Below are 14469 nucleotides of genomic sequence, written 5' to 3' on the forward strand. Positions count from 1 at the left end.
CTGGCTGGACGGAGATAACGAGTATGTTGCTACATCGCCGTTAGTGTTTCAATGCATTAAAAATTTTTTCTGCCAATGCGTTCGAAATACCGGGCACCTGAGCAATTTCCTCAAGACTTGCGTTCCGTAAAGGCTGCAAACCGCCCATGTATTTTAACAGGGTTTGTCGACGTTTAGGGCCCACACCCTCAATTAATTCCAACGCGCTGGTATTTTTGACCTTTGCGCGTTTGTTGCGGTGCCCGGTAATCGCATGGTTATGCGAATCATCCCTGATATGCTGGATGACGTGCAGGGCTGGCGAATCAGGCGGCAGCGATATGCCTTCGCCGTGGGCTTTGAAAAACAGCGTTTCCAACCCGGCCTTACGGTCGGTGCCTTTGGCCACCCCCAACAAAATAACACGTGATTTATCCCAGGGCACATCCAGCTGGGCAAACACATCAATCGCCATCCCCAATTGTCCCTTGCCGCCGTCGATAATCACCACATCGGGAATCTTGCTTTCCTCCAGCGCCTTGCCATAGCGGCGGCGCAATACCTGGGTCATGGCCGCGTAATCGTCCCCAGGGGTAATGCCCTCTATATTGAAGCGGCGGTACTCGGCCCGCACGGGTCCATTGGCGTCGAACACGACGCAGGAAGCAATGGTTTGTTCCCCCATGGTATGACTGATGTCAAAACATTCCATCCGCTTGATGGCATCCAGGCCCAGCAATTCCGCCAACGCCGCCAGACGCTGATGAATCGTGGACTGCTGCGCTAACTTTGTCACCAGCGCCGTTGCGGCATTGGTACGCGCTAATTTCAGATAACGCGCGCGATCGCCGCGGGGGTGGGACTGGATGTGGACTTTACGACCGGCCAGTTCGCTTAACGATTCCGATAACAAATCTTTTTCCGGCAGGGAAAAATCAAGCAGAATTTCCCCGGGCAATGTCCGCATCTGGCTGCCTTGCAGGTAGAACTGACCGACAAACGTCTGCACCACTTCGGAAAGGTCGGTTCCTATCGGCACTTTAGGAAAATAACTGCGGCTGCCCAAGACCTTGCCCTGCCGGATGAATAACACGTGCACGCACGCCATTCCGGCATCGAACGCCACGCCGATAACGTCGAGGTCCTCATGATCCCCCGTAACAAACTGTTTTTCGGTGACCCGTCTTACCGCCTGTATCTGATCGCGCGCCCGGGCGGCCTCTTCAAAATTCAACGCCCGGCTCGCCAGCTCCATGCGCTCGACCAGCTGATTCAGGACCTGCTGATCCTTGCCGGATAAAAACAAGCGGACATAATCAACCTGATGTTGGTACTCCTCATCGCTCACCAGTCCTTTAACGCACGGCCCCAGACAGCGCCCGATCTGGTATTGCAGGCAGGGGCGGGAACGGTTGCGGTAAACGCTGTCCTCGCATTGCCGGATGGGAAACAGTTTTTGCAACAGCGCAAGCGTTTCCCGCACGGCGTAGCCGTTGGGAAAAGGACCGAAATACTCGCCCTTGGCATGCTTGGCGCCGCGGTGAAAGCTCAGGCGCGGATGCGTATCGCTGCTAAGGAAAATCAACGGGTAGGATTTATCATCCCTGAGCAAGACGTTATAACGCGGTTGGAACAACTTGATATAATTATGTTCCAGTAACAGCGCCTCGGTCTCGGTATGGGTGATGGTGACGTCGATTTGGGCGATGAGCTTGACCAAGGCTTCGGTTTTGCGACTGGAAACCTGCAGACGGAAGTAACTCGCCAGACGTTTTTTCAGGTCCTTTGCCTTGCCGACATAAATGACAGTGTCCGTAGCGTCGTACATTCTGTAGACGCCGGGCTGACTGGTGACGGTTTTAAGAAATTCTTTAGGATTGAAGCTGTCAGTCACTGCTTAATAAACTCTCCGCATTAAACAACCCGTGCCGAATGGCCAGATGTGTTAACTCAACGTCTCCACCGATGTTAAGTTTACTAAACATTCTATAACGATAGCTATTAACCGTTTTAGGACTCAGGTTGAGTTGTTCTGAAATTTCATTCACTTTTTGCCCCTTCGTGATCATCAGCATGATCTGCAGCTCGCGTTGGGACAAACATTCAAACGGGGTCTCAGTCTGTGGCTCGAGCTGGCTCAAGGCCATTTGCTGTGCGATATCAGAAGCGATATAGCGTTTGCCTGCATTGACGGAGCGGATGGCACAAATCACTTCCTGAGGCGCCGCCGCTTTGCTTAGATAACCTGCGGCTCCCGCCTGCATTACTTTAGCAGGTAATGGATTCTCAGTGTGAATGGTGAGCATGATAACTTTAATATCAGGTGAGAAGCGTATGATCTTACGGGTAGCCTCCAGACCGCCAATACCCGGCATGTTCATATCCATCAGCACGACATTTACACAGTTGCTGCGACACCATTTTACCGCATCTTCACCGCACTGCGCCTCGCCAACCACTTTAAAACCTTTGATATCATCAAGAATACGGCGTATCCCTGCACGCACCAATTCGTGGTCATCAACAAGAAAAACGCTTATCAAAGATAAAATCTCCAAAAAAAGGGAGTGATGTAAAGCGAATCAAATATTTATGACTTAATATTACTGCTTTTTAAGTAAATAATGAATATAGATATCCGCTTATACTATAAAAATTCAGCAGTGCCACCTGTTGATACTCATTTTAGACAGATCGGTTAAGCTACGGCAAGAGAATTTAACAACATTCGCTTGACTGTTTCACAATCCTTTGATGGCGCTACCCTCGCCTTCCGTATTGGTATTCAGTCCACAGTTTATATCGCTTAAAAGTTGACCGTCGCACAAAATAGTGAAAAGACATTAAAAACAATGAATTAAAAAAAATAATTATAAAATTACATATCAATAAATCATACTTTTTGAAAAGATATTCATTAAAATATTAATTAGTTATTACTTTCGAACTTACATTTTACGCTATCGAGCGCATATTGCCGCTTGCGGATGAATGCCTCGCCGGCCCATGCCGCTTTGCCCGCGGTAAATTATATCCCTGGCGGGAGCAAATTTTTTAACCTCTTCACTGAAGATACTCCGGTGTTTCGTTAAATATCCAAAACAAATCTGTTATAATTGGCACTGAAATGGTGTTGATACGGCCTTGCCACTGCAACCGGATCGACCGAGACCACATTAAATTCCAGGAGACCCAATGGGCAATGTTGAATTTTCCACCGACAATGATAACGCCGTTCTGGCGCAGGAGCTCAATTGCATGAAGGCCATGGTGACATTGATACTCAAAGCCATGGGACAAGCCGACGCGGGCAAAGTCATTATCAAGATGGAAAAATATATCACCGAGCTGGAAGACCCGGCGCAGGCGGATGTCTTCAGCAATACGATAAAACAGATCAAGTACGCCTATAAGCAGTAGTCGTTCAGGCGCATACCCTGGCAGGGTGCCTCTTAACCGATGCCAGGGTAAGCGCCATAGGCCACAGCGGACCTGAAGTAAACCATGCTAAAATGCCAATCCTGACTTCAAGTACGTTAGTGATTCCATGAATTTATTACTGAAAGCCTTGTTGGGCGCCGCAATTGTCGTATTAATCGGGGTGCTGTCAAAAACGCGCAACTATTATCTTGCCGGACTGCTTCCCCTCTTTCCCACCTTTGCGCTTATCGCGCATTATATTGTCGGCGGCGAGCGCGGCATCGATGCGCTGCGCACCACCATCCTGTTCGGCATTTGGGCGGTGATCCCCTACCTGATCTATCTTATCTCCCTGTATTTTCTTATCGGTTCCTGGCGGCTGCCCTATGCCTTATTTGGTGCGGTCTTATGCTGGACGGCCGCCGCCTTGCTGGTGATCATCGTTTGGCAACGCTATTATGCCGCGGGTTGACCGCCTTACCGCTATCAATCTTATTTTCGTATTGATTTCATGGCGAAATCCATACTGGATTTAATTAAAAGCAGGCTATAATCAAAAAAAATGGCAGGAGTAAACGATGAAAAAGGCATTGTTTTTAGCGATGATTGCGCTGGCGGGATCGATTCTTACTGGCTGCGTTGAACCCCGGGCCTCTTCCGATCCGGTGCCACAAGGCAGCCCGCAAAATGTCGGAAATTGTACTTGCAGCAGCCTGGTAACCTGTTCTTGCGGTTCGAGTACCAAACCCTGATATGAATCTGCGATAACGCGAACGCCAGGGCTTGGATGATAGTGAGCCGAACCTTGGCCTTCAAAGTGAGCGTAGCCAGACTACTTGCGATTCGTTCATATTTTCCAGCGCCCACAATTCGTGATGCTCTTTGCGCGCCTGGTTGGGCGTCAGGCCATAAGCGGAGAAAAACAGACGGTTAAACGCGGCCGGTTCAAACTGCCAGTAATAGGCGATTTCGGCCACCTTCCACTGTCGATATTGCGGTTTAAGTAACATTCGCGTTGCGGCGACGATTCTCTTTTTGCGGATATGGGCGACAATGCCGCCAAAAGGTTCAAACAACCGGTAAAGCGAGGAGCGCGACAAACCGAATTTTTGACAGATCAATTCCGCGCCGAGCGCCGGCAAACGGAGATGCTCTTGAATAAAGTCGCAAATCCGCGTGATGATATGTATTTTCGTGTCCATCATGATGGGCTGAATGATTGCGTGAGTAGAGCGTATGGCTGAAATAACAAAGTCGATCACAGGCCTTGCAACCTGGTTTACCTCACTGTCGCTGAAATTAGCACTGTGGCTCATCAAGGCGGCAATATTAGTGGCGATAAGGCGGCTCAGGAAATCTTTTTGGGGAATTATTTTTCCGTGTAGTTGACAGCAATCATCAATTTCCGAGAGCAGCGCGCGCGGGATAGCCACGTAAAGGACATCGACATAATTCGACTTGCGCCCTTCTTTCATCTGCATTTTAATCGGCTGCAATACGTCGAGTAAAATAATATCCCCAGGGGAAAGCTCAATATCAACATACCCCGCTTTGCCTTCAATACCCCCCTCTACCACGACCATCAAAATAAAATGGTCATTTAAATTATCATATTTGTGCGGTAAATTAATGAGACTTTGGCCAGTAGACCGCAGTCGCCCGCAAATAAACACATCAAAATGATGAGCCTCGACACTCCAGGTAAGCTGTTCAGCCTGGCTATGCGAAAAATTGGATTCAAGCAAGGCGGCGTTAACACCCGAGCGCCAACGATCGATTTTAGATGTAATGCCTTCTGTCGCAAGGGATTTATCGAGGATAATACGACTGCTGTGGTTAGTCATCTGAATGCTTATGTCGAGTAAAAGACCCTGCGCCGGAAAATAAACTACGACGCAACCATACTATATGTCTAATATCATAAACAGGCATGACATGTTGCGAAATCAACCATAAAATAATAACAAGTATAATTATTATACACTATAATCTTTAGCTTTTTATTTTGCAAGAGATCTTTTTTAGGATGGGCCAGCGTGAACGCCTGACAGTAACGACCGGTATCGCATCACTATTCATAACATAAGCCTGTAATTGCCTGGGGTTTGCTTCCCACCGCCACGAGAACCAGAGAGTCACAGCATAAAACACATCGTCGGCATTGCTAAGAAATCCCGTCAATAACAAAAAAATTGATCTACATCCATAATAACGGCCGCTGAAGGGCGCAGTATTCGTAGGCCAACCCATTTAGAGTGGCAAATGTCGTTATCTATGGTTAAGGAATAAGCATGTCCAAGAAACCTGTTGAAAATTCAAGCAAAAAAAACAATGCGTCCACTGCTGAGCTAAAGAACGGCAAGAACGAAAACCGGTCTGCCGGCAACGAAGCAGGCAACGCGCAACCCGCACAAACCAAGCAGGGTCATGACAGAGAACAAAACAAAAAATCCCACGAAAATAAACATAAATAATTCATTTTTTGTAGGTATGTGTTAAACGTTATACCGGATGCCGCTTATTTCCGCCATCCGGTTTTATGTCCAGCTAGTGGCCCATTGGCCGCAATTTGATATTTTTCCTCGTTGCCAGTTTTCTGATGCTATCCAGCACATTCCTGACCCGGCGCTGCGCCAGCCCTGCGTGCGCTTGACAGTATTTTTCCTAAGTGAAAATGTCATTAAACCTAGTACTTATTATAAATAACAATTTTCCATTTAGATAATTACTTAAAATTATATTAAAGTTAACGCATTGATATTATTGAATTAAAACATAATGCCAAATACTTGCCAATAAAAATAATTCATATTGCTATGTAAATTCAACGGAGTAACGTTATTAGCGGTATTGATCAAAACTTAAATTTTCTACAAGGAATCAATACCATATAAAAATGGTAAGATTATTCGCAAACAAAATGTAAATTTGCGCTTTTCCGCCAGCTCTTCTAACCTTTATTTACTGGTGATAAGGATTACTTATACCACCAACTCATCATCTCGGTTTGGCGCTATTTTTATTGCCATTCTTCAGATGAATCTTATTAATCGTTTTTAATAAATTTAGGTGAGTATTATGGCAGAACATCGTGGTAGTAACGGTAACTTCTCTGATGATAAACAAAAAGCGTCGGAAGCGGGTAAAAAAGGCGGCCAGAAGAGCGGCAGCGGCGGCGGTGGCTTCAAAAACAATCCTGAAAAGGCATCTGAAGCTGGTAAAAAAGGCGGTTCCAGCAGCCATAAATAATGGCCGCTCATCTCTGCCCACCGCGGGTTATGGCAATCTCCTGCCCAAGATTCTTATAACCCGGATTTATTCTCTATTTTAATAAATGTTTAAGGACTTATCCATGCCTGTAAAATTAAAATAGAGCAATCACTGATGCCCTTTCGCTCTGCGAAAGGGCATTAAATTTTGCAACTCCCACGCCTTTAACAGCTTGGCACCCACGAAAACTTTACCTTCAGATCATGTATAGCGCCGGATTCAACGCCTTTGTGATATGGCCATACTCACTTATTCACACCGCATGCTGAAACTCGCCATCAGCTGAAGCAGTCATCAGGTAAACATTGACTTTTTGATTAGTTTTTAATCAGCATGCATTCATTCACACGACGACAGCCTGGGAAATCGACAAAAAACTTCTCCCAGAAACCCATAATGGATTTAAAAAAGTTGGCGTGATAGCGATATCGACACTTTTAGGATATTCGCATACATTATGTTATGCCTGCTTAAATAATAAGCCGAACTAATAATGCGCGGTATTTTTATTCGCGGATACAGGATTGCCGTGAGGCGATATTGGGGTTTTGGTGAGTCTAAAATTGTAATACAGATCACAACAGGGAGGGGGTTGTTGGTGGGTCGTGCAGGGTTCGAACCTGCGACCAATTGATTAAGAGTCAACTGCTCTACCAACTGAGCTAACGACCCAACGCCGTGCATTATTCTCTAGTTGAGCCCTCCTGTCAAACGCTTCGTGGTGTTTTATAACAAAAATGCGCAAACACGCGTTTGGCAGCTTATATTTGGTGGAATTATGGCCACACTTAACCACTTGTTAACAAAGGCGATTACATATTAGCCATGTTGATGACAGATCATTTTGCGGTTTTTTTTGCCATGGTACGAAATAGCGACGGACAAATCTGGAAACGCCTGCGGAATAAGGCGGAAAAATGTGCATGGCTGCTAAAACCACACTCCAGAGCAATATCCGCCACGCGCAGCGTGGTGGTGAGAAGCAGCTCACCGCTTTTCTTGAGCCGTTTTTCCATTAACCACTGTTTGATCGGCATCCCGTATTGTTGATAAAAGACAACGTTCAATTTGGGGGGGGAAATGCCCAGCTCCCTGGCATATCTGGCCACGGCCCACTGTTTCAGGTAATTTTGTTCAAAAAAGTCCAGTAACGTATTATTCATATTGACGCCGACAAATTGACGCAACAGGTGCGAAAAATAACATTTGTCAATGCCAAGGCAATAGAGGTACAAAAAGCAGCTCGGTAAACTGTTTGCCATACGCATGAGTTTTTCTGTACTTTCGATAATCAAACTATCAATAGGGAATGACCGATACAAGATTTTATTTGCATACCTAGAATCTGTTAGAGAATTTTCCTCGAAAATAATGTCCTGACGTAAGTGTAATAAGTCTGCCGGGTAACAGCGGATAAAGACTGCATCGTCATTATCTTGTTTACCGGTGATAATTCTCTGGTCCGCCACGACAATATAATTTTTTTTAATAATATGGCATTCCCCTTCAACACGTAACGAACCGTTTTTTTTGAAAAGAATAAAATGCATAACGTCCATTAAATTTTTAAGTCCTCACTATCTCGCAGCGTGCTATTTTTGACGTCTATATCTACCTGACCAGAGTTCAACCTAAGCATAATAAAGCCGTTATTGGTCGGTGAGTTCTGACCTGTTACGCGATGACTGGCCATTACGCTGGCACACACCGGTTAGCTGGCCTGACGCCCCACCGTTTTTTGCTTACGACAAAGAGGGTAATGTGCAAAGCGCAGGTAAACATAAACGACGGGATCTGCCCGCCGGCATAAGATGCAGGCATAGATGTTCCTGCACACAACGCCGGCGCCAGGCAATAAGCGCCGGTCAACATCCCGGGTTGGCGGAAAGGGCCGGCCCGGTGCCGGGCGTTGGCACCAGAGAAAAATTCAGGACATGATGACAGTTACCTTTCAGGGTACATAAGGCCTTATGATGGGCAAAGGACAGGATCGTGCCAGGCCATATGCGACTCCATTGACAGGTTTTGTACGTCACGACGCGCTCTTGTCGCAAGTGCGGGCGCTTTTATTCAACTATTTTTTTTAAACTCAACAAAATTTGATTAAAGTCATTAAATTTATGCCCACTCAATGATTTTATAAGGTCAGTGGTTTGTTGGTTATGTCAGTGATGCGCTTCACGCAAATGCTGCATTATCTAAAATTCATCATTGAGATCGGGAGTTTTTCCATGTCCATTATTCGCACGCGGCTGAAACTATTTGGTGGCGACACGGTTGTTGTCCATTGTTCCCAGAAATGCAATATTCATTTGCTCTGTGAAAATCAGCAGCCTACCGAGCCATCCGCCCTGGGATTCAGCGATATCCCCGGGGTCAGCAACCGGGCGACAGCCTATCTGGGCGTGCCATACAGCGGGTTATGGAGTGTAGTGATTGATGCGAAAAGCGAAAGCCCGGAGCATTCCGTCAGTTATCTGCCGGCATAATACGCGCGACCGGTTCGCCTGTGAAAAACCGTGGGGTCGAACCTGAATTGGCCTGCTTCCCAATAATAACCAGCACCCGCTGCTCGCAAAAAAATTTTGACGCATAAAAAAACCGCCGGGTTTCCCCGGCGGCCGGTGGTCATGTCCATTGCGGTTTAAGACTGGCGTCCGCTATTACTGCTGCGGCCGCCTTTTTCACCGGCTCTGGACGCACGCTGCGGGTCATTTTTGAAATTTCCCCCGCTGTGCTGACCTCCTTTCCTGCCTGCTTCTGATGCTCTTTCACGATCTTCCGCAAAGTTACCTGAACCGCCACGATGTTCGGTCATTGTTAACCTCCGAGTTAAGTTAAGAGAATCATAGGGCATAATGAAGATAATCATCTTGAAGCATTATCTTCATTAAGACGCTGGTTCACAAAATCAAACAGCGTATTACCAACGCCTTGATAAACAGTATAGCTAATCCTGCAGCCGACAGGCAAAATATTAATAATATGAAACAAAACACCGATGAAAAAACTTTATTATTTCAACGGGCTAATGTAATGCATTGAACCTAAATAAATTTTGTCGAAAGGTATTACTATTGCCCCTGGGAATCAGAAATATTTATTATCATTTATCGGCTTTATGAATACCCTGTTCATCGTAAGGCCAGCCACCGCAAAACCAATCCATTATAATTCATTTGCATAGTGTGGCTAAACTATTATGGTTAAAGACAATCAGGCGGATTCACCAGGCAGGATCAGGCGATACCCTATCATCCCAGCGATCAAGGCATCAGCAGGCTGATGCCCTATCTTCTCACCGATAAGGAAGCACTTATATGGCTAAGATTCTGGTACTTTATTATTCTATGTACGGTCACATCGCCACCATGGCCCAGGCGGTTGCCGAAGGTGCGCGCAAGGTAAGCGGCGCCGAGGTCACCGTAAAACGGGTGCCTGAAACCATGCCGCCGGACCTGTTTGCGCAGGCGGGAGGAAAATCCAGCCCAGATGTCCCTGAAGCCAGGCCGCAGGAGCTGGCCGATTATGACGCCATCATTTTTGGCACTCCTACCCGCTTTGGCAATATGAGCGGACAAATGCGTACTTTTCTCGACCAAACCGGCGCTTTATGGGCCGCCGGAGCGCTTTACGGCAAGATAGGCAGCGTATTTACCTCCACCGGCACCGGCGGCGGACAAGAACATACCATTACCTCTACCTGGACGACGCTTGCCCATCACGGCTTTATTCTGGTGCCTATCGGCTACGGCGCTAAACAGCTGTTTGATATCTCGCAGGTGCGGGGAGGGACGCCCTATGGCGCGTCGACGCTTGCGGGAGGAGACGGATCGCGCCAGCCTTCGGCCCCGGAATTGGATATTGCCCGTTACCAGGGCGAATATGTCGCCGGTATTACGTTAAAAATGAAAAGCTGATCCCTGACCCGCCTTGTTGCGCCAGCCGCGAGCGCCGTTCCCCAACACGGCGCCGCTTGTCAGGCCATGCGGGCAGGAAGGCGGTCTGCCCGTAATTGCACTATAGTTCAGGTTGTATCATTAATAGGTATATGCCTCGCACCCACCCACCTTATAAAATTCATTAAGGAGAAACCATGGCGGATAACATACAAGCATGGGCTGAGATTCGGGAAACGTCCCTTGAAATTGCCGAAGCTATCTTCCAGGTCGCTGATAACGATGAGGCCCTGGCGCAGAAAATCTGGGAAGATGGCAGTGATGAAGCGCTGGAAATCGCTTTCGCCAAAACCTCGAAAGACACGCTTTTTTGGGGTGAGGAAAGGGTTGAACGTAAAAACGTTTAGAGGTCTATAACCCTCCCAAACATCTGCCCGGTGACAGGAGCAAACAGACGATGCCACACCGGGCACTGCCATGCCGGCGCGATAGAGTGCAGATGGCCTTGGCATCATTAGCCTTCATAACGAAAACGCTGGCCCGGTGTTAGTCGCCGGTAAACAGAGTAATTAATTTAGTAAAAGGCCATTGAAAGAAAATCAAAAAAAGTGACATTAAATATTAAAACCTTATTTTATTTTTACCTCGAGCCGTGGGCTCGCTGTTATTAAAATAAATTAACCGCGAAAGGTTTTTATAACATTTCAACCCTATCCCCATGCTAACTATAGGGTTTATATCGTTTTTCCGTTGCATCATCTAATGTAACTTATAATAGATGCCCGCTTAAAAACTTAATATTCCTCGCAAAATGGATATTTTTATAGCGATCATTATCCAAGCTGCCAAGAAGCTGTTATGCTAGCCCTCTTTGGGACGGCTATGCCGGTAATGAATGGTTAGTTTCTATATTACATAGATCCAAGATGCATGTTTACCAGACGCTGATGATTAACGCCCGGAAGAAGGTAAACGGGCTGCGTATTTTATTCCGATTCGCCGCGCGGGTATTTTGATGCTGATAATATCCCGGCAATCATAACCAATTCATTTTCTGAGATTATCATCTCTTTTTAACGGATAAATGCAATTTTATGGGTAAAGTTGATTTTTTAATGAGGCTGAGGCGCTGCAATACGGTTGAAACGCTGGAAAAAGTCGTCGAACATATGAAGGATAGACTGCCGGAAGCGGAACTGGTCGAATTCTACGGTGCGGCGGATCACCGCCTTGCGGAGCTGACGATGGGAAAACTGTATGACAAGGTCCCCCCAACCGTATGGCAATACGTGAGATAAGCGTCAGAACACCCGCTTAACAGTGCCGTTTTAATACGTCAGGTGCTATAGGGTTCATTGTAGCGGTGCCAACAACGCCGCCATCCCGATATCAGTGGCGCCCTGAGAGTCACCTCTCGCTGAGCTGCCCACGATCAGACATGACAATTTACGCAACTGGCTTTGCTGCCAAGCACCAGCTGGCCCTGGTGGTTTTGCAAACGGGTAACCTAACCAGCAACGGCATTAACTCACTTTCTGCTGGCGGTCGCTGTCGTAACGCTTGCGCAAAAACTCATAGCCCAGCTCTGTTATACCGCCTGCTACCAGCACCTTGGAAAAGGTTAATCGCTCCGTAAAATCGGCAATGCCAAACTGGCAATGTTCCACCAATCCTTCACTGTCCGCATAACTGATAGCTTTGGCTATCGACTGAAAGGCGTCCATTGCTTCCTGAGTACCGGCTTCGGGGAGAAACAATTTTTTACCCGCGCAGATTTCTTCCAGTGCATTTTCGAGGATTAACCCTAGTGTCTTCATAATTATCAACCTACTAATGAAAAACTACAGCTGAGCGGCCTATTCGCAAGACCCAATAATTATCTCAATCTTAAAAATAGTATATTCGTCAGGGCCAGGAATGCTCGCTCAAAAAAACAATTTATAATATCTCTCTAAAAATAGTACTTTAAATAGTGAAAAATATTTCTTCCCTGAAGAAAACCCTCGTTTTATCGGCTTCTGGCGGCAACACAAGCGGGCTGATGGGCGAGGGCCCCCATAGCGCTATATATAAAAAAATATAACGCCAGACACAAAGTGAATGCCGGTTGGTTCTGAAAACCGTGCGCTGTCAACGACGTTTTGCCACGGCCGTGATGCGCTCGATATTGCTGCCGAGCAGATCAAGATCGGATTTGTAGGCAATATCCGTTCGTTGCCGCATCTCGTCAAGGGCTGTTTCCACCGTGGTGATAACATCCTTTTTTTGAGCCGGCGCCAGGGCTGAAATCAGCGCGGCGACTAATATTTCCAGCGATTCAACCGTGGCGTGCAGTTCTTTTTCCGCCGCTTCTTTTTGGGCAAGCGTGATCAGCAATTGGGACAATAAGCTGTTCATTAGGGTTCCTTTAATGAAATCGGGTGCGAGCGCGCTTTAATAACGTTTAAAGCGGCTCGCATTTTTTAGCATATTAATTGATTAGATTAATTTATATCAAGCAAATATTGATAGTGGACAGCATAGCGTCCAGGACACGCGTGATGTGGATAACAGGTAAAAAAAAACGGCACCCGTTGATACCCGGGTGACCGTTTCATCGTGGCTGCCTAGGTCCACTCAGGCTAGCTGGCCAGCAGCAATGCCTGTTTTTCCTGGGCGGGTTTTGCGGAAGTCGCCAGGGACGTCAGCAGATTCTTGACCACAGTAGCCGAAGGGGAAAGGGGCAAGCGCGACGACATGTTCAAGGTGAGGGGTAAAGGCAAACCAGGGCTGACGATCCGCGACATCCAGGCGTTCGCCGAACGCACTACGGCCGAGGCGGTGGATTCTGGCAGTACCGCCGCGCCCATGCCGCTGGCCACCGCGGCGGTCAATGTGGCGATGGAATCTATTTCACCGATGATTTTCGCACTCAGGCGCCTTAAGGAGAAAGCCTCATCCACGCGTTTGCGGATAGCCGAAAAATCACATGGCAGGAACAATTGCCGGCTGGCGACATCGTGCAGTTCGATACTTTTGCCAGGATTGTCCTGGGTGCCCACCAAATACAGATCTTCCTTTAGCAACGGCAGGCTATTAATGCCTGAATAAATGGCCGGGTCATAATGAACAGCTAAATCCAGATGCCCGCTACTCACCTTTTCATTCAGCACCGTAGAGCTATTTTCATGCAGATAGACCGTTAACTGCGGATATTGGTCTCTGACGGATTGCAACAAAGGCATGATAAGCGGACAAGATGACGTACCCGGCGCCAGGCCGATGGAAACTTGCCCATTCAAGGTTTGGTCAACGTTGCAGACGGCTTTTTGCGCAAGCTCGCATTGTTGTAAAATAGCCCGGGCATGCGAATAAAGAATTTTGCCGGCTTCGGTGGGCGTTACCCCCCGTTTGGTCCTCACCAGCAATTTCTGGTCGAGTTCACTTTCCAGCGTGGCAACTTGCTGACTTAGCGCGGGTTGTGCAATATGCAGGACTTCCGCCGCCTGTGTCAGGCTACCGATATCGACGATTTTCACAAAGTATTTTAGTCGTCTTAAATTCATTTCTGCCTCCGTCGCAGCTTTGCCATAACTAACGAAGAGAATTAATGCAAGAAGCAGACCAAAAAATATCGTTTTACTTAAATTTAACCATTAAGCAAAGTTTACAGTTAAATAAGAATAAGTTATGGCGAACACTGTCTTCTTTTAGCGCGCTTCTCCGGACGGGACGGCAGGGTTGCAGCCCGTTTGCATCGTGCCTGTGCACCATAAAGACGCATGCCATCCCCCTTGATTACCATAACAACGCCTAGCGCCGGACAAAGACGCATGGTAAGTCCGGAAAATAAGTATTGCGCCGCAGGAGGCTGGACTGCCTGGTATTGTATTGGGATAGTGTTTGGGATGGGGCGGGAAAT

Annotated in this window: 16 protein-coding genes and 1 tRNA gene; 8 read left to right on the forward strand and 9 right to left on the reverse strand. The window is 47.2% G+C overall.

Going from position 1 to position 14469, the window contains the following annotated elements:
* Window positions 1-40: 40 nt before the first annotated feature.
* A complete protein-coding gene (gene uvrC / locus ACL2XG_RS08100; protein WP_410015850.1) occupies window positions 41-1873 on the reverse strand; it encodes an excinuclease ABC subunit UvrC in 1833 nt (610 codons plus the stop codon).
* A complete protein-coding gene (gene uvrY / locus ACL2XG_RS08105) occupies window positions 1866-2522 on the reverse strand; it encodes a UvrY/SirA/GacA family response regulator transcription factor (protein WP_410015851.1) in 657 nt (218 codons plus the stop codon). Before uvrY ends, uvrC begins: the two co-directional genes overlap by 8 nt.
* Window positions 2523-3174: 652 nt before the next feature.
* On the opposite strand from uvrY, the gene ACL2XG_RS08110 reads away from it, so the two are divergent.
* Complete coding sequence (locus ACL2XG_RS08110) at window positions 3175-3399, forward strand: DUF2594 family protein (protein ID WP_410015852.1); 225 nt, start codon at window positions 3175-3177, stop codon at window positions 3397-3399.
* Between the two features lie 127 nt (window positions 3400-3526).
* Complete coding sequence (locus ACL2XG_RS08115) at window positions 3527-3871, forward strand: GlpM family protein (protein ID WP_410015853.1); 345 nt, start codon at window positions 3527-3529, stop codon at window positions 3869-3871.
* A gap of 340 nt (window positions 3872-4211) precedes the next feature.
* Here ACL2XG_RS08115 and ACL2XG_RS08120 read toward each other — a convergent pair whose 3' ends face one another.
* Window positions 4212-5243, reverse strand: a complete 1032-nt coding sequence (locus ACL2XG_RS08120) for a helix-turn-helix domain-containing protein (RefSeq protein ID WP_413722406.1) — start codon at window positions 5241-5243, stop codon at window positions 4212-4214.
* 447 nt (window positions 5244-5690) lie between these two features.
* Between ACL2XG_RS08120 and ACL2XG_RS08125 the strand changes: the two genes are divergently transcribed.
* Both ACL2XG_RS08125 and ACL2XG_RS08130 read left to right on the forward strand, forming a co-directional pair.
* Window positions 5691-5873 carry a hypothetical protein gene (locus ACL2XG_RS08125; protein ID WP_410015855.1) on the forward strand — a complete coding sequence of 61 codons (183 nt, stop codon included), beginning with the start codon at window positions 5691-5693 and terminating at the stop codon, window positions 5871-5873.
* A gap of 604 nt (window positions 5874-6477) precedes the next feature.
* Window positions 6478-6648, forward strand: coding sequence for a KGG domain-containing protein (locus ACL2XG_RS08130; protein WP_410015856.1), 171 nt, complete (start codon window positions 6478-6480; stop codon window positions 6646-6648).
* 617 nt (window positions 6649-7265) lie between these two features.
* On the opposite strand, the gene ACL2XG_RS08135 is transcribed toward ACL2XG_RS08130, so the two are convergent.
* Window positions 7266-7341: transfer RNA gene (locus tag ACL2XG_RS08135), tRNA-Lys, on the reverse strand.
* A gap of 167 nt (window positions 7342-7508) precedes the next feature.
* Window positions 7509-8228 (reverse strand): helix-turn-helix transcriptional regulator, encoded by a 720-nt coding sequence (locus ACL2XG_RS08140; protein WP_410015857.1) that lies wholly within the window; start codon window positions 8226-8228, stop codon window positions 7509-7511.
* A 672-nt stretch (window positions 8229-8900) separates the two neighbouring features.
* On the opposite strand from ACL2XG_RS08140, the gene ACL2XG_RS08145 reads away from it, so the two are divergent.
* Window positions 8901-9158, forward strand: coding sequence for a DUF1883 domain-containing protein (locus ACL2XG_RS08145; protein ID WP_410016585.1), 258 nt, complete (start codon window positions 8901-8903; stop codon window positions 9156-9158).
* Between the two features lie 155 nt (window positions 9159-9313).
* On the opposite strand, the gene ACL2XG_RS08150 is transcribed toward ACL2XG_RS08145, so the two are convergent.
* Complete coding sequence (locus tag ACL2XG_RS08150) at window positions 9314-9487, reverse strand: general stress protein (protein WP_410015858.1); 174 nt, start codon at window positions 9485-9487, stop codon at window positions 9314-9316.
* Window positions 9488-9989: 502 nt separating this feature from the next.
* On the opposite strand from ACL2XG_RS08150, the gene wrbA reads away from it, so the two are divergent.
* From wrbA to ACL2XG_RS08165, 3 genes are all read left to right on the forward strand, one after another.
* Window positions 9990-10589 carry an NAD(P)H:quinone oxidoreductase gene (wrbA, locus tag ACL2XG_RS08155; RefSeq protein WP_410015859.1) on the forward strand — a complete coding sequence of 200 codons (600 nt, stop codon included), beginning with the start codon at window positions 9990-9992 and terminating at the stop codon, window positions 10587-10589.
* Window positions 10590-10765: 176 nt separating this feature from the next.
* Entirely contained in the window at window positions 10766-10975 is a 210-nt protein-coding gene (locus ACL2XG_RS08160; protein WP_410015860.1) for a YccJ family protein, read from the forward strand.
* A 687-nt stretch (window positions 10976-11662) separates the two neighbouring features.
* Entirely contained in the window at window positions 11663-11866 is a 204-nt protein-coding gene (locus tag ACL2XG_RS08165; RefSeq protein ID WP_410015861.1) for an HHA domain-containing protein, read from the forward strand.
* 225 nt (window positions 11867-12091) lie between these two features.
* Here ACL2XG_RS08165 and ACL2XG_RS08170 read toward each other — a convergent pair whose 3' ends face one another.
* From ACL2XG_RS08170 to nac, 3 genes are all read right to left on the reverse strand, one after another.
* Window positions 12092-12385 (reverse strand): hypothetical protein, encoded by a 294-nt coding sequence (locus ACL2XG_RS08170; RefSeq protein ID WP_410015862.1) that lies wholly within the window; start codon window positions 12383-12385, stop codon window positions 12092-12094.
* Between the two features lie 313 nt (window positions 12386-12698).
* Complete coding sequence (locus tag ACL2XG_RS08175; RefSeq protein ID WP_410015863.1) at window positions 12699-12965, reverse strand: sigma-S stabilization anti-adapter protein IraP; 267 nt, start codon at window positions 12963-12965, stop codon at window positions 12699-12701.
* 224 nt (window positions 12966-13189) lie between these two features.
* On the reverse strand, window positions 13190-14113 hold the full coding sequence (gene nac, locus ACL2XG_RS08180) for a nitrogen assimilation transcriptional regulator NAC (RefSeq protein WP_410015864.1): 924 nt from the start codon (window positions 14111-14113) through the stop codon (window positions 13190-13192).
* Window positions 14114-14469 lie beyond the last annotated feature (356 nt).

Origin of the sequence: Sodalis sp. RH24 (assembly GCF_047324145.1) — a bacterium.
Classification (GTDB): domain Bacteria; phylum Pseudomonadota; class Gammaproteobacteria; order Enterobacterales; family Enterobacteriaceae; genus Acerihabitans.

Excerpts from the sequence above, each read along its gene's own strand:
- ACL2XG_RS08140 (WP_410015857.1), bottom strand. The coding sequence starts at position 8,228 with ATGGACGTTATGCATTTTATTCTTTTCAAAAAAAACGGTTCGTTACGT.
- ACL2XG_RS08125 (WP_410015855.1), top strand. The coding sequence starts at position 5,691 with ATGTCCAAGAAACCTGTTGAAAATTCAAGCAAAAAAAACAATGCGTCC.
- ACL2XG_RS08130 (WP_410015856.1), top strand. The coding sequence starts at position 6,478 with ATGGCAGAACATCGTGGTAGTAACGGTAACTTCTCTGATGATAAACAA.
- ACL2XG_RS08170 (WP_410015862.1), bottom strand. The coding sequence starts at position 12,385 with ATGAAGACACTAGGGTTAATCCTCGAAAATGCACTGGAAGAAATCTGC.
- ACL2XG_RS08175 (WP_410015863.1), bottom strand. The coding sequence starts at position 12,965 with ATGAACAGCTTATTGTCCCAATTGCTGATCACGCTTGCCCAAAAAGAA.
- ACL2XG_RS08165 (WP_410015861.1), top strand. The coding sequence starts at position 11,663 with ATGGGTAAAGTTGATTTTTTAATGAGGCTGAGGCGCTGCAATACGGTT.
- ACL2XG_RS08160 (WP_410015860.1), top strand. The coding sequence starts at position 10,766 with ATGGCGGATAACATACAAGCATGGGCTGAGATTCGGGAAACGTCCCTT.
- ACL2XG_RS08110 (WP_410015852.1), top strand. The coding sequence starts at position 3,175 with ATGGGCAATGTTGAATTTTCCACCGACAATGATAACGCCGTTCTGGCG.
- ACL2XG_RS08120 (WP_413722406.1), bottom strand. The coding sequence starts at position 5,243 with ATGACTAACCACAGCAGTCGTATTATCCTCGATAAATCCCTTGCGACA.
- wrbA (WP_410015859.1), top strand. The coding sequence starts at position 9,990 with ATGGCTAAGATTCTGGTACTTTATTATTCTATGTACGGTCACATCGCC.
- nac (WP_410015864.1), bottom strand. The coding sequence starts at position 14,113 with ATGAATTTAAGACGACTAAAATACTTTGTGAAAATCGTCGATATCGGT.
- ACL2XG_RS08150 (WP_410015858.1), bottom strand. The coding sequence starts at position 9,487 with ATGACCGAACATCGTGGCGGTTCAGGTAACTTTGCGGAAGATCGTGAA.
- ACL2XG_RS08115 (WP_410015853.1), top strand. The coding sequence starts at position 3,527 with ATGAATTTATTACTGAAAGCCTTGTTGGGCGCCGCAATTGTCGTATTA.
- ACL2XG_RS08145 (WP_410016585.1), top strand. The coding sequence starts at position 8,901 with ATGTCCATTATTCGCACGCGGCTGAAACTATTTGGTGGCGACACGGTT.